11 protein-coding genes and 1 riboswitch are annotated in these 15,118 nt (G+C 47.9%); of the genes, 3 read left to right on the top strand and 8 right to left on the bottom strand.

All coding sequences use genetic code 11. The features are described 5' to 3' along the window. Positions 1-11: 11 nt before the first annotated feature. Positions 12-111: riboswitch (purine riboswitch) on the bottom strand. A gap of 342 nt (positions 112-453) precedes the next feature. From PTQ21_RS08770 to PTQ21_RS08740, 7 genes are all read right to left on the bottom strand, one after another. After that, positions 454-705 carry a hypothetical protein gene (locus PTQ21_RS08770; protein ID WP_063568416.1) on the bottom strand — a complete coding sequence of 84 codons (252 nt, stop codon included), beginning with the start codon at positions 703-705 and terminating at the stop codon, positions 454-456. 96 nt (positions 706-801) lie between these two features. After that, complete coding sequence (locus PTQ21_RS08765; RefSeq protein ID WP_274569528.1) at positions 802-1,842, bottom strand: leucine-rich repeat domain-containing protein; 1,041 nt, start codon at positions 1,840-1,842, stop codon at positions 802-804. 179 nt (positions 1,843-2,021) lie between these two features. Further along, complete coding sequence (guaA, locus tag PTQ21_RS08760) at positions 2,022-3,560, bottom strand: glutamine-hydrolyzing GMP synthase (protein WP_063568414.1); 1,539 nt, start codon at positions 3,558-3,560, stop codon at positions 2,022-2,024. A gap of 316 nt (positions 3,561-3,876) precedes the next feature. Next, complete coding sequence (locus tag PTQ21_RS08755; RefSeq protein WP_274569527.1) at positions 3,877-6,240, bottom strand: DUF4129 domain-containing transglutaminase family protein; 2,364 nt, start codon at positions 6,238-6,240, stop codon at positions 3,877-3,879. Continuing rightward, on the bottom strand, positions 6,227-7,594 hold the full coding sequence (locus tag PTQ21_RS08750) for a DUF58 domain-containing protein (protein WP_274569526.1): 1,368 nt from the start codon (positions 7,592-7,594) through the stop codon (positions 6,227-6,229). The genes PTQ21_RS08755 and PTQ21_RS08750 overlap by 14 nt, the downstream gene beginning before the upstream one ends. Beyond that, positions 7,591-8,565, bottom strand: a complete 975-nt coding sequence (locus PTQ21_RS08745; protein WP_274569525.1) for an AAA family ATPase — start codon at positions 8,563-8,565, stop codon at positions 7,591-7,593. Before PTQ21_RS08745 ends, PTQ21_RS08750 begins: the two co-directional genes overlap by 4 nt. A 118-nt stretch (positions 8,566-8,683) precedes the next feature. Further along, positions 8,684-9,952 carry a polysaccharide deacetylase family protein gene (locus PTQ21_RS08740; protein WP_274569524.1) on the bottom strand — a complete coding sequence of 423 codons (1,269 nt, stop codon included), beginning with the start codon at positions 9,950-9,952 and terminating at the stop codon, positions 8,684-8,686. Between the two features lie 245 nt (positions 9,953-10,197). Here PTQ21_RS08740 and PTQ21_RS08735 point away from each other — a divergent pair, with 245 nt between their 5' ends. Next, the gene (locus tag PTQ21_RS08735) at positions 10,198-10,842 is read left to right on the top strand and encodes a DedA family protein (protein WP_063568175.1); all 645 of its coding nucleotides are present in this window, start codon (positions 10,198-10,200) and stop codon (positions 10,840-10,842) included. 55 nt (positions 10,843-10,897) lie between these two features. On the opposite strand, the gene PTQ21_RS08730 is transcribed toward PTQ21_RS08735, so the two are convergent. Continuing rightward, the gene (locus tag PTQ21_RS08730; protein WP_274569523.1) at positions 10,898-12,208 is read right to left on the bottom strand and encodes an MFS transporter; all 1,311 of its coding nucleotides are present in this window, start codon (positions 12,206-12,208) and stop codon (positions 10,898-10,900) included. 175 nt (positions 12,209-12,383) lie between these two features. On the opposite strand from PTQ21_RS08730, the gene PTQ21_RS08725 reads away from it, so the two are divergent. Then, entirely contained in the window at positions 12,384-13,895 is a 1,512-nt protein-coding gene (locus PTQ21_RS08725; protein ID WP_063568174.1) for a spore germination protein, read from the top strand. 18 nt (positions 13,896-13,913) lie between these two features. Further along, positions 13,914-15,116 carry a Ger(x)C family spore germination protein gene (locus PTQ21_RS08720; protein WP_072734826.1) on the top strand — a complete coding sequence of 401 codons (1,203 nt, stop codon included), beginning with the start codon at positions 13,914-13,916 and terminating at the stop codon, positions 15,114-15,116. Positions 15,117-15,118 lie beyond the last annotated feature (2 nt).

Genomic DNA, 15,118 nt, shown 5'->3' with positions numbered 1-15,118 from the left:
AGAATTCATGTGCTCAGCCTTCTCCTCTTCGTAGCCAGATCATTAGGGTGATCTCGTAGAGACTCCCAGGCCAATCCCCGGGATTATACGAAGTAGTATGCGCTATTTGTGTGTTTCCAATCACTATTTTAGGAGGGTTACCTCTAGTTTGTCAATGAGAAAAACGAATATTATTATCACTTATCATATAAATCGTTCGTATTATTTAACAAAATGAACCAGTTCAGCGGTTTACCACCCAAATTAAACTGAGGTTTCACAAATCAAAAAGCTACCGCAATCAAAGGTGGCAGGCACACTTTGATTGCGGTAGCTTCATAGGTTACCGTTACCGAGAAGATGGTTATGTGATGAGGATCATGTATTTGGATATTCAAAAAGCTTAGGTATAGAGAGCAGACTGCTACGGTTACTAATTCATTTTTTTACATGATAGGTCCTACGCCATATATTCTAAATCTCTGTCTGATGCACGTCCTGTGCCTGCTGTTGTTCCTGACCTGTATTATCGGTCGATCCCTCAGACAATTCCTGATTCTGTGCTTGATCGGAAGATGAATCTGCTGCCTCTAAGTTCACAAATGAAGAATCTCCCGCACCAAGAGCCAAGTCCTGCATACCCGAGCCGCATCCTGCCAGCATCACCATCAGAAACGCACTTCCAATGCCCATCTTCCATTTGCTCATATTGTCGGTTTTACGCATACATTCAATTCTCCTTTCAGTTGCCATATAGCCGTATTCTGTACTTAGTGTACAAGCCCGACATGAAAATAATATGAAACGAACTTAAAAAAGAAATTAAATATTCAGAGATTCATCGTTATACCACCATCCGCTCTCATCCCACATGCCTGCTGCCATTATCGCCTGCTTCGGCACTTTTTGCTGTTTGGCACTTTTCAAATGAACGATCATTCTTTCCAAGGATTTATGATAAATCAGGGATTCGATATCCTCGGCATTAATATGCTTCATTTGCAGAAGAGCGAGCTCTTTCAGACTTTTGGAAGTCTTTGCCCAGTCAATATTCTCCACATTCACATTGTTCAGGAAAACACGCTGTAATTCAGTCAGATTTTCAAGAGACGGCAGACTCGTTAGATGCGGCTGGTCCTCTATCCCTAATAAGCGCAATCCCTTCAATTCAGGCAATACGGATAGGTCAGATAATCCTTTCACCCTTAGGAGCTTCAACAATTGCAAGGAATCCATGCCCGCAAGGCTATCCAGATTCTCTGCTCCACCAAAACTGAGATGAAGTTCGCGCAAACCCGTTAAATCTTTTAAGTATCCCAATTCCTTTAATGGCATTCCCGAAACATAGAGGGACCGGAGTGAAGACAATGTTCCGATCGTTTCGATGTTAGTTGTATGACCATTCACACTCAGCGTTTTAAGCTCGGTAAAGCGGTTAAGTACGGACAAATTGGTTTTCTTTGTTTTAGTTTTGCCGATGCGGAGCTGCTCTAAAGTGTTAGGTACAAGTGTTAATACATCAAGAGATTCCGCTTCAAATACGTCAAAAGCAAACTCTTTTAACCTTAGCAATTCACCTAAGCCCTCAATCCCATGAATGTGTCTGTTACAATCAATCACAAGCTTTTCTACATGGTTCATGTATTTTAGACCAGACAAGTTGCCAGATTGCGAATGAAAGCCATATATGCGAAAAGTAACATCGGGTCTGTTGGCAAACAGCTCCTCATTCAATATCTGCATCAGGTTCACATCCGGGATATTGTGCTCGCTGTATTGAACAATCTTTAGCTCAGGATGAGCCGTAAATGCGACAACCTCCTCACGAGTCCATCCCGGGTTGAGTTCGATTCTTTCCTTCATCCGCTATTATTCCTCCTTACAGAGTTTCTTCTTCGTAATATCTATTGGTTGGTCCATTGATTATCTAAACCAAAGTATAAATAACGTCTGGCGCAAACACAAAATGAAAAGAAAAAAGAGACCGAAGCTCCTTTGACGGAAACTCCGATCCCTTGTTATTAAATCTGTATAGATAACTTCTATTCCCACTCAATCGTTGCTGGCGGTTTGGAAGTTACGTCATACACGATACGGTTTACGTTATCCACTTCGTTAACGATCCGCACGGAGATTTTCTCCAATACGTCCCAAGGGATACGTGCCCAGTCAGCTGTCATACCATCGATGGATGTTACAGCACGGATACCTACAGTATAGGAATACGTACGCGCATCACCCATAACCCCAACACTCTTCATGTTAGGCAGGGCCGTAAAGTATTGCCAGATTTCGCGGTCAAGACCGGCTTTGGCAATCTCCTCGCGCAGGATGTAGTCCGAATCACGAACGATTTTGAGCTTGTCCTCCGTTACTTCGCCCAGTACACGGATAGCAAGACCCGGACCTGGGAATGGCTGACGCCATACAATTGCTTCTGGCAAACCGCACTCTTCGCCGACTTTACGCACTTCGTCTTTGAACAAGGCACTCAGTGGTTCGATCAGCTTGAAGTTCATGTCCTCAGGCAATCCGCCCACATTGTGGTGGGATTTGATAGTTTGAGCTGTCGCTGTGCCACTTTCCACGATATCCGTGTACAGTGTACCTTGCGCCAGGAATGCAAAATCATCAAACTGCTTGGATTCTTCGTCAAATACGTAAATAAACTCGTTACCGATAATTTTACGTTTTTGTTCCGGATCATCCACGCCTGCCAGTTTGGACAGGAAACGCTCTTGTGCATCGATTTTGACAACTTTCATGTCGAATTTGCCGACGAACGTCTCCATTACGCTCTCCGCTTCGCCTTTACGCAGCAGACCATGGTCGATAAACATACATGTCAGTTGGTCACCGATGGCTTTGTGAAGCAATGCAGCAACAACGGAAGAATCTACACCGCCGCTAAGTGCGCACAATACTTTACCATCGCCCACTTTTTCACGGATATCCTTGATCGTATCTTCGATAAACGTCTCCATGCTCCAGTTGCCTTCGCAACCACAGATTTCGTACAGGAAGTTTTTGATCATTTCATTACCGCGAACAGAGTGACGTACTTCTGGATGGAACTGAACAGCATACAATTTGCGCTCATCGTTGCTCATCGCTGCGATTGGCGCACTTTCCGTGCCTGCATCCAGTTTGAATCCAGCAGGAAGAGCAACCACGTGGTCACCATGACTCATCCATACCGTATGTTCACCTTCGATACCTTGTGCAAGAGCAGAACCTGGTGCAAACTCGATATCCGCTTTACCGTACTCACGCTTCTCGGAACGCTCCACTTTACCATCAAGCTGTTGCGCCATAAGCTGCATGCCGTAACAAATTCCGAAGATTGGCACTCCCAGATCATAAACGGCCGGATCTACGTGTGGTGCATTTTCTGCATAAACGCTAGATGGTCCGCCCGAGAATACGATTCCTTTTGGTGATAATTCTGCGATTTTCTCCGCCGGTGTGTTATACGGCAAAAGCTCGCTGTATACGCCCAGATCCCGGATTCTTCTGGCGATTAACTGGTTGTATTGGCCCCCAAAGTCAAGGACAACCACTATTTCATTTTGCTTATTCATTACCGAGCCTCCCTCAATTAATGAAACTAATTATACGCAACGACAAAACATACCGTCAAGGAAAGGCGAAACTCCTTTTTTCGACATCTCAAAACATGGCATATTCAACGCCTGAGATTACAATATTTAGTCGAATATTCTCGCCTCCATTCTATATATTTCCGATCGGAAATATAAGAAAAGGGTTGACGCACTATTTTCATCATAAAAGAGATCTTCCGCATAAAGCTCACGGTGTATGATCGCGGAAAGACGCCTCATTCGCTTTATGGGGCGAGAAAGGCGTCCTATGTTTAGTGCTGCGCTGTACTTCGTGTTACAGCGCCTGCATGCGCAGGGCCAGTTGAAGTGCCCGGCGCAGGAAGTCCAGACTGTCCGCGCGCAGCGGACGGTCCGGCCCGTACAGCAGCCGTTCCCAGTCGGCTGCGAACCGCGCGATGTCCGCGCCGTCCGTGCCCGCGGCTACGGCGGGTGACGCTGCATATTCACGCAGCGTCATTCCCGGCGGCCGCGGGCCGTAGCGGCGCGCGAGCGCGGTCCAGACCGGAGCGGCGGCGCTGAGCAGCCGCTCGCGGTCCGGAAAGCTGCTGCGCGGCCACGCCAGCAGCAGCCTTAGCCGCAGCGCGGGGCGAAGCCGCCGCATGCGGATGGCCCCGGCGGCGCACAGCAGCGCCGCTGCCGCAAGGGCTGCCGCGAGCCATGGGTGCGCGGCAATGGCCCGTGCGCGGGCGAGCAGCCATGCGCCCGCGTGAGCTACCCCGCCGTCCGTCTGCGGCGGGGTTACGGCAACGGGCTGCTGCCCGCTGAGCGCAGCGGCATCTTGGCCTTCACCCTGCGTCATGGTGAAGCCCGGCGTAGCCTCAAACGGCATCCAGCCCGCACCTGGAAAATACACTTCTACCCAGGAGTGTGCATCTCCTTGGGTCACAATGTATTGCCCGGAGACGTCCGCATCGGCCTCCCCGGGCCCGAATCCCTTAACCCAACGTGCTGGAATACCCTCTGCACGCAGCAGCACAATCATAGCTGTCGAGAAATGATTGCAATATCCCTGTCGCGTAACGAATAGGAAATCGTCCACAAAATCGGTTCCGCGTGGTGGCATACGGGTATCCAGTGTATATTCGGCGTGGTCCGCAAGATACGACTTTACGGCTTGCACGGCATCAGAACGACTCTCACTTCCCTGAATGATTTCCTTCGCAAGAGCCTGCACACGTCCGGGAAGCGTAGTTGGTAGCTGCAAATACGTTCTGCGAATTGCCGCCGGATCTTTCATATTGGACTTCTTTCCCAGAAGGCGTAGTTGTTCAGGTGTTGCCACGGGAATCATGATGTCTGCCGTATAACTTTTGACAGATTGATTGTCATAGGTAGCCGCCAGCCATAACGTGGCGGAATCTTCATTTGATAGTAATAAACGTTTATTCTTCTGATTATCCCTGTTCTTATCCTGGAACGAAAGATTGAGTGGCATTCCACCTGTAAAGAGGGGATTGGGTCCTCTCCATTCTCGCTTCATCGTTACCGTTTGACGAATACGTTGCCAATAGGCTGGATACTCCCAACCATCGGTACGCACCAATCCAGATGGACTTGCCGTCTCAAAGCTCTGCACAGGATCACTCCAGGTGCTTCCGTTATAATATGAACGGGTCTCGCCCCGCCAATACGTAGCTTCCGGACTTTTCGCCGTAAAAAAGATCGTGTCTCCCTGCACCAAAGGTGCGCCCATTGGTGCATCCGCTGTACTATATCCTGTGACGGCGGTTGTGGCAGGAATACTTCCGTGCTGTGTATAGCCTGCCCAGCGGGCCAGCCGTTCACCCATCTGCTCAAGGGATATACGTTCCGGTGGAGGAATGGAAGCAAGTTGACCAGGAATAGCTGAGAAAAATACCATACCTGCAGACACCGCAAGCGTTACCGTGCACCAACGGCCATAAGGACTCTGCTTAAAGATCGGTGTGGTGACCCCGCCATTAAGGCGAAGCAACTGTAACATGGCCTGGATGAGTAGAATCCACAGCACAGAACGTATCACCGAAGCATATACATCCAGTCCGGCAAAGGATTCAAGCAGCAGCAAATAGACCAATGTTGCACTGCCAAAAAGCATCACACTTCGTCGCAGCAGTACAAGGGACTGCACGGAAGCCATCAGCATGCTCCAACCGCACATCATGAGCAGACCTCTTGTCTCCACACTAATCGAGTGAACACGCCAGGTACTCATGAAACTGCCCATATCCTCAGAAAGAGTGGCCGGATATGTAACAGCCCATCCAGCAGGGTCATTACCTCCATACATACAACATAATGCGGCTAGAGCAATGAGGAGTCTAATCAGTATTCCCGTGATCCAGCCGGTACGAAGCAACCCCGCGAGCAGCAAGGTTCCTGTTAATCCTGCCATCACGGACAAGAATCGTTCACTGCCCTGCTGACCCGTTGACGTAACCGGATAAATCCACTCCAGGGACAATATAAGCAAAATGGCAGAAAGACCGATTCTGTAAAGGAGAGGCTCCGAATTTTGGCCATGACTCTTCAAATCTACTCCAGATGTCCTGGTTTCCCCTTTATATATGGAATGCACAGACTCTAATCCCAAACTGGCGGTATGCCCCCTGTCAGCTACAGTGGAGTTCACTTGAGGGTTTCCATTATGCTCCCACATCCGTTACCTCCGCCTTTCTCATTGAAGGTAAAGAGCTGTCTGTGATCCAATGGATCTGTACTCCACTTTGACGAAGCTGTTCCAGACTTTCATTGCCCATGTTACGAATGGTTCGATCTGTTGCAATGGACTGTGCTGTTTCTGAAACTACAGTGGTATCAGAAGTCGCATCGCCTTGAGTTCCTCGATTCTGAGCCATATTGCTGTTGAGGGATTCCGCTCGCGATATAGGTGATGGATCTTCTCCAGCCATGAACTCCGTTAACTGAACCTCTACCCTGTATCCCAACCCGATTGCACACATTACCCACTCCACAAGAGCTTCGTCCATTTTACCCGTGAGAACCACAATTCGTGACCCGATGGCCATTCTATCCAACATCTCTGTGCGAAGCGAAGGAGGTACAACTTGAGCCGTGGCAATTCGTGCCTGCGCCAGCTTGTCTAACGCATGGTTTTCAGGAGAGTGCAGGAGTTCTTGTTTCCATTTCTCCTGAAGAGCAGATCCTGACCCACCGCCTTCCGTCCACACTTGATAAGGAATGTTGTCCCGTTCAGCGGTATGAACCCAACGAGCAGCTGCACGGACCGCACGTTCAAAAGCAGGCATATCCCTCTTCTCTGACTGCCGCATTTCATAACCCGATGCACCTTCATACACCAGTATACCCAGCGAGACAGAATCGGAGGTTTCCGGCAAAAAAGTCTGAAGTCGACCCGTTTTGGCTGTGCTTTTCCAATGAACACGCCCCAGTGGGTCTCCTTGCTGATATTCCCGGAACTCAGGACTGCGATTCCCCTGACTGCTTCTTCGCTCAGACAGGGCATCTTCCCCCACGGCCGAGTATTCTCCAGGATTACTCTCACCCCATTCCGTAGCTTGGGGAACAACAATTAGCGAGGTATGATTCACAGTCTCTGCGGAGACCGTATTCCATCCGAAAACATCACCCCAGTACAATCTGCCTGATTCCCATCTGTACACACCTCTGCGCAAACCAGATAATTCATATTGATACGTAAACTGGCGACGGGTTCCCGGAAATAGTAATTTACGATGTACACCGGCAGGTGTATTCTCACACAGAATGATCCATAACAGTGGAATCGGGCAGTCGAATTTCAGCTCCACGGCCACCCGCGTTCTTTCACCTGCCACAACCCGATTCGCATGCATTTGCCGCCGAATGTTAATATTGCGCGGACCGAAAAAATGGATAATCAGTGCGCTTGCGAGCATCAAGGCCGCTATAATGGACAGAAATAGCGCGGCTTTGCCGCCATGCCATACATATAAAGAGGCAAAAGCCACGACCAGGACAGCACCCAACATTCGTTGACCCAGCGCAGTCATTGACGCCGTCCCCTTCCCTGTGCCGCCATCTGTACAGGTACAGGAACCGATGACAGAGCTTCCTGAATCAATTGCGCCTGTGCCCAGATTTCGGCTCTGTTCTGGGCTTTTAATTGAACGCGATGGGAAAGGACCGGTACAGCCATCTCTTTCACATCATCGGGAATGACATAACTGCGTCCTTGGAGGTAAGCAAACGATTGTGCAGCAGCCATCCAGGCCAATGTTCCACGAGGGCTGATTCCCAGTCTTACCGATGGGTGACTTCTTGAGGCAACGGCAACAGCAACCAGATACTGTTTGACAACAGGGTCCACATGTACATGTTTTACTTCACGCTGCATAGCTACGACTTCTTCAGCAAGCATGACAGGGCGAAGCTCATCAAGCAGTTCTCTGCTTTGCATCCGGGTTAACAGTTCGACTTCCTGCTCCGGATCAGGGTACCCCAGTCCAATCTTCATGAGAAAACGATCCAACTGCGCTTCAGGCAGACGATAGGTGCCCTCAAACTGCAACGGATTCTGCGTCGCCAGCAAAAAGAATGGGCGCGGCAAAGCATAGGTTGTGCCATCCACCGTAATGCGTCGTTCCTCCATCGCTTCCAGAAGTGCCGACTGAGTACGAGGGGAAGCGCGATTGATTTCATCAGCCAGAACAATATTGGACATGACGGGTCCTGGTCGAAACTTGAATTCTCCCGTATGCGGATGATACATCGACGTGCCCGTCACATCTGCCGGCATCACGTCCGACGTGAACTGAATTCGTCCCATGGAGCAATCCAGCGCAGAAGCGACGGCGCGAACCAGCATCGTTTTACCTGTACCCGGTACATCTTCCAGAAGTACATGACCTCCACTAAGCATTGCAGTTAACACATAACGAATCTCTTGTTTTTTGCCAATGATCACACTTTCAACTCGCTTCATAACTCTATTCAGCAATTCTACGGCATGTTCATGTTCCATTCGGATATAAGACATTTCTTCTAATCTCCTTCCATCCATCGGCATTCCTGAACCATACTAATCTATGATTCAGTGTTGCCCGGAAGTAGAGAGAATAGTCCTGTACGAACGACTTTATTCAGATCAATTTATCCAAATACATACTGTTAGCTGCTGCCAGAGGAACGCTGGCTTTAACCATCCATTCCTTTTCATTCGCCTTTAGTGAATCAACGGTTACTCCCATATGCTCCATCAATTCCCGTAGCGGAACCCAAATCGTTCCTCCCTGGCTCTGCACGACTCCCTCTGTCGTTCTGTCATTCATCTGGTCTGCACGTTTCGTTGTCAGGTCTCCGCTGATACTGTCTGCATGGATGGTTCGGTCTTTCCATATGGCTGTAGCTGTCCGGGTCTCTGCATTCCAGCGAGCGCTGCCACCGAACTTTTTCATAAAGGTCCGCAAAGGCACCATGATCCGCTGATCTTCCACGCGAAATTCTCCTTGCTTCAACGTGGCTGCTGCCAAGCCAATTTCCACCTTCAATTCTTTGCCAGCCAACCACAGGTTGCTGTTCTCCTGTACATTTTCTGCGACCCATTCCTTACCCGGAGCTTTGCGAGACTTGTATTTACCATTGGAATCGATGCGGAATTGAACAGGCTGATCCGTGGCCTTCATCGTGTCAAAACGAAAACCATGATCCTGGTAATACTTGATAATGCCAGGTAGTGCTTTTACCGTCTCAGCATGAGCGCCTCCATCATGCATCAATACAATGACCGAACGTGCCCCGGCAGGCACCTTGGTCGCATTGCGTAAGATCTCTTTGGCCGGAACACCCTTTCGTTTGGAATCACCACTGTCTACGTTCCAGTCCATAACGGTGTATCCGCCCAATTTCAGCAAATCAAAATAACTCTTGTCGAAATGTCCATAGGTACCGCCCGGTGCCCGGACCAGATTCGGCCGAAATCCTGTAATTCGCTCTACTATCGCCTCAGTCTGTTTGATCTGCTTCCAGAACACTTTGAAATCACTGTACAGCTGTTCATAATTATGATTAAACGTATGATTGCCCAAAGCATGTCCATCTTCCACAACCGCACGGATCATCTCAGGATAACGTTCTGCTTGCTCACCAAGCACAAAAAATGTAGCCAAAACCTGCTCCTTGCGCAAAATATCCAATACTTCACGGGTATGGTTACCCGGTCCATCGTCAAAACTCAAATAGACTACCTTTTCTTGAGGATTATCTTCTTTGGAGGCGGATGCATCAGACCCCGATACAGAAGAAGCGTAAGTTGTGCCTGCAGATGCAGCGAATACACACAGCAGTACCACAATGCGAATTATAAGCACAGACCATTTTCCAGATAAAATTGTATGTATTGGTGTTACCATGTTCGAATCAACCTCCAACGTCTCTAGTGAATTTGCTGATAGACTTCAGCAGATTTGTTAGAATTATATGGAGGACGCGCTGAAAAAAGACGCGATTTTGTTTTATAATTTTTCACAATTTGGGATGGCTCGTGATTGATTCTTCGCTTCGGATTAGGTAGCATAATGGACAGGTAGGATCGTGAACAAAACTCCTTGGAGAGTACGTATCTCCTCCCACCCTGTCTGCAGGAGAGTGAAGTCTATTGGAATTGCTTGAGAAGGTCCAGCATCTGTTTGGATCCTACGGATACAGCGTTTTGTTTTTTGGCTTATTGCTGGAATTCATCGCCCTTCCCTTCCCGGGAGAAACGACTATGGCTTATGCAGGGTTTCTGTCCTACAAGGGTCATCTGGACTTCGGAATACTTGCCATCCTTGCTTTTCTGGGAACGACGATTGGCATGACGATCACTTATTTTATTGGGGCCAAAGCAGGTCTGCCGTTCATTACACGATATGGAAAATGGTTTCTAATGAAACAGGACAAGCTGGATAAAACGCAAAAGTGGTTTGCCAAGTACGGCAATGCCCTGATCTTCATCGGTTATTTCATTCCGGGAGTGAGACATTTCACCGGATATTTTGCGGGTATAGCCGCTGTTCCCTTTCGTAAATTCGCTCTCTATGCCTATTCAGGCGCACTGTTGTGGGTCATGCTGTTCCTGGGCATCGGTAAAATATTCGGCCCCCAATGGAACGCGGTGTTCCAGCTTGCTCATCAATATGCACCTTACATCGTGGCGGGGATCGGACTGTTGCTGATTGCAGCCGTTCTGTACCGTTATCGAAAAGCGTTGGCTGCCCGATCGTTGCGCAAGCCTGCCGCTATTCGGCAAAGACAAAAATAAAACGATAATTACTCACATATCTTAAAAAGGAGCTGCATATCGCAGCTCCTTTTTTTCATGTTTTTTTGGTTATACGTCTAATGTTAAAAGCCTCACGTGCCCTTAGCCATCCATAGGCTGTAAGCAAAACAGCAATTGCCGCAAAACCCAATCCGCCTGCGAAACCAAGCTTTCGTGGCTCTACCACTTCTAATAACAAACCCGCACCAAACATGGATAACCCCAAGATGCTACTACTGCAAGCCGTCACCAAACCATAGATGAGCCCTCGATATTTCTCAGGTGTTTCACGCATTAGAAGTGTATCCAGACAAGCATTTCCTACCCCTGACATAAGGGCCAACAGAATATAGATCAGCACTGCGATCACTGGCAGAGTCGCCATACTAAGCAGCATAAGCAATCCCCCTTCCACGAGCAGACATATTACTACTCCTGGAAGCAGCCAATGCTGAAAATAACGAGAGCACCAGTTGCTTAATACCAGTCCCGTCCCAAGCGCCGCATAGAACAGACCTACACCCCAATCCCCAAGGGCAAACACTTCAATTGCATATACGCTGATCAATACATTGTCGATCCCGTTGATGACCGGTACCCATAACTCGAACAGGATGATGATCTGTAATGCTACAGAGGATCGAACCAGCCTCCATATTACCGAAGGAACATAAACTGCACCATTAGCGCGAGTAAACACTGAAGGATTACCAGAAGCTGAAACGGCTGAGCTCCCCACATTTTCAAGCGATCTCCCATTTGATTCAGTACCTACTCCCGATGGAAACGAGACTTTTCGAATCAAAACAGCAGCCATCAGAAAACAAAGTGCATTGGTTATAAAAGCAGCCTGCGGCCCCATCACTGATGAGGTGATCCCTCCAAGAAAGGCACCTACGATCAGCACCGTACCGTTCATGACCTGTTCAAGTCCGTTAATTTTGAGCAAATGTTCCGACTGAACAAGCAGTGGTATGCCTGATTTACGGACCGGCGCATAAAGAGCCTCGGCGCAGGCTAGTAAAGTACTCGCTGTATATAGAATCCACAAATCATCTGCACTGTTTACGAGTAAATAACTTAGAGCAAGAGGCACCCTTATCAAATTGGTAAGCAGCATAATCTTTCGCCGTGAGAAGCGCATGGTTAACATGCCACCTGCCGGGGCAAGCAACAGGAATGGAAGCACACGCAGACCAAGGGCTAGTCCTACTGCAAGTCCAGATCCTGTTGTGCTGAGAATTAACGAAAGCATGGCCACCTGGCAAAAACGGTCACCTATGCCGTTCACTAGTCCCGCGACAAAGAACTTGCGGTACTCCGATTCTTTTTGTAGCAGGATCACAATGGAAGATCTAAATAGCATGACATATCCCCTTCTCTAATATTAGACATTAATCTAATTAGATAATATTCTAATATATAAGGATTGACAATGTCCTTTTTTTATTTTGTGGGATATTCATTAACACTTTTGTGATAATCCTGATTCATCCAGGTCATACTAATTTGCAAATATAGGGTGTATAAGGGGTGAAGGAATGAGTACAACAGCGCAGAGCAGCCAGGATCAGAGAATATCTCCGAATCTTACGGAAAATACGGATTATTGTAAGAAGGTGATGGGGAATAGCAAAGACTTGATGATTCGTCCTCTGCAGTGTTTGCACAAATGGCCTTCTGTCATGTTGTACATCGATGGGATGGTAGACGTGCAGATTGTGAATCATTCCATCCTGGAATCCTTGTTACAAACCCGTGAGCTGCCTGACTTCTCAGCGGAAAATGAGCATCTGATCTATCTCCAGAATGATGTCTTGGTGGCCAGCAACGTAATATTAATCGAGGAGATGAAAGACGTCCTTGATGCTCTCTTGGCAGGCTTTGCCGTTGTGCTGCTTGAAGGATCGAATCAAGGCCTGAAAATCGCAGCAGCGGGCTGGGAAGACCGTGCCGTCGGCGAACCCATCTCCCAAACGGTTGTTCGCGGTCCCATGGAGGGCTTTAATGAAAATTTGCGAACGAATACAGGCTTGATCCGCAAACGAATTCGTGACCCCCATCTCTGGATTGAAGAAAGGGAGCTTGGCCGAGTCACCAACACCAGGGTAGCCGTGGTATATCTGGAGCATATCGTCGATCAAGAGGTTATAAAAGAACTGCGGCGAAGGCTTGATGAAATTGATATTGACGCTATTCTGGAAAGTGGATATATCGAGGAGCTCGTGCAGGACAAAACAGGTACGATCTTCCCTACGGTCTATAACAGTGAGCGACCAGACACCGTATGTGCCGCACTGCTTGAAGGTCGGGTCGCGATCATTGTAGACGGTACTCCTTTCGTACTGCTTGTTCCCGCTCTGTTTGTTCATTTCTTTCAGTCCCCCGAAGATTATTACCAACGGGCCGATATTAGCTCATTGATTCGAATGATTCGTTATCTAGCGTTCTTTATTGCGCTGCTCGCTCCATCCTTCTATATTGCCATTACTACCTTTCATCAGGAGATGCTGCCCACCAACCTGCTTATTAGTCTGGCAGCTCAGCGAGAAGGTGTTCCATTTCCGGCATTCATCGAAGCCATATTGATGGAGCTGACCTATGAAATTTTGCGGGAAGCCGGCATCCGTATTCCAAAGACCGTCGGTCAAGCCGTTTCCATCGTAGGTACCCTTGTTATTGGTCAGGCCGCAGTAGATGCTGGCGTTGTATCGGCTGCCATGGTTATTATCGTATCCATTACAGCGATATCCAGTTATGTTATTCCGGAAAATGGACTCTCCATTTCTGTGCGGATTCTGCGATTTGTCCTGATGATTCTGGCTGCTGCCTTTGGTTTCTACGGAATTCTGATGGTTCTACTGATTACAGTAACCCATCTATGCAGTTTAAGATCTTTTGGTGTGTCTTATATGTCCCCGTTCGCACCTTACATCGGGAAGGATCTCAAAGATACCATATTCCGCGTGCCTTGGACCCGGATGAAAACCCGTCCGCTCTCTACCGGAACTGCGAACGAAACCAGACAAGCTAACAAAAAAACGAAGCGATAATCGGTAAGGAGAACGTGTATGAACAAATGCCTACAATTGATTCTATCTTTTGCCGTTCTGCTCCCTCTCCTTACCGGATGCTGGGATCGACAGGAACTCAATGAGCTTGGCATCATGCTGGGTCTTGGTGTAGACAAGGATGGCGATATGATTAAGGTTAGTGCTCAAGTGGTTGTTCCCAATGAAGTATCCTCCAAGTCAGGAGGAGGTAAAGGAACGCCTGTGACTCAGTATCAGGCTTCTGCGCCTACCTTGTTTGAAGCCATTCAAAAGTTAACGGAATCTAGCCCACGTCGTATATTCATGGCACATATCCGCGTGATGGTCATTGGCGAAGAGTATGCTCGCAAAGTGGGCATTTATGATATCACAGAAGCATTAATGCGCGAGCCTACGGTTCGTCCTGACTATTACGTCATGGTTGCACGAAATACAACAGCTTCCAAGGTGCTAGATGTGCTGACACCACTTGAAAATTTACCTGCGGAGAAGATGTTCAATTCATTGGATGTATCCACCAAGACTTGGTCACCCACAACAACCGTAACTGGGGATCAGTTAATGGAATACATTTTGGCTCCTGGAATACAGCCTGTAATTACCGGAGTGGAGGTTGTTGGTCAACCTGAGAAAAGTGGAAGTCAAGCTAACATTGCGACCATTAAAGCTCCTGCTAGCCTCAACTCAACAGGACTGTCTGTATTCAAGGGAGACAAGCTGATTGGGTGGCTAACCGAGGATGAATCCAAGGGATATAACTACATTCGAAACAATGTGGTATCCACCATCAGCCATCTTCCCTGCCGAAAAGAAGGATATGTGACCTTCAAAACACTTCGTACAACGACCAAACGGAAAGCAAAAGTCGTAGCAGATCACCCTTTAATCAATATTAAAATCAAAAATGTATCTTCCATAGGTGCCGTTGAATGTGGAATCAAAATCGGTTCAATGAAAGTACTCAAGGAATTGGAACAGGACAGTGAGGAACGGCTTGTAGAACTGATGCAAAAATCCATCAAATCGGTACAGCGCAAGTTTCACGTTGATATTTTCGGATTCGGGCAAGAGGTCTACCATGCTGATCCCAAGTTCTTCAAAAAGGTGGAGAAAGATTGGGATAGTTATTTGGAAAATCTGGATGTTCATTACGATGTCAATGTTCAAATCAAACGTGTAGGTACACTGGATGATTCGTTCAAAGATCAAATTAGGGAGTGAGA

The organism is Paenibacillus marchantiae (assembly GCF_028771845.1).
Classification (GTDB): Bacteria; Bacillota; Bacilli; order Paenibacillales; family Paenibacillaceae; genus Paenibacillus; species Paenibacillus marchantiae.
The sequence above is the reverse complement of the archived record's forward strand: the minus strand, read 5'-3'. Positions and strand labels throughout refer to the sequence as shown.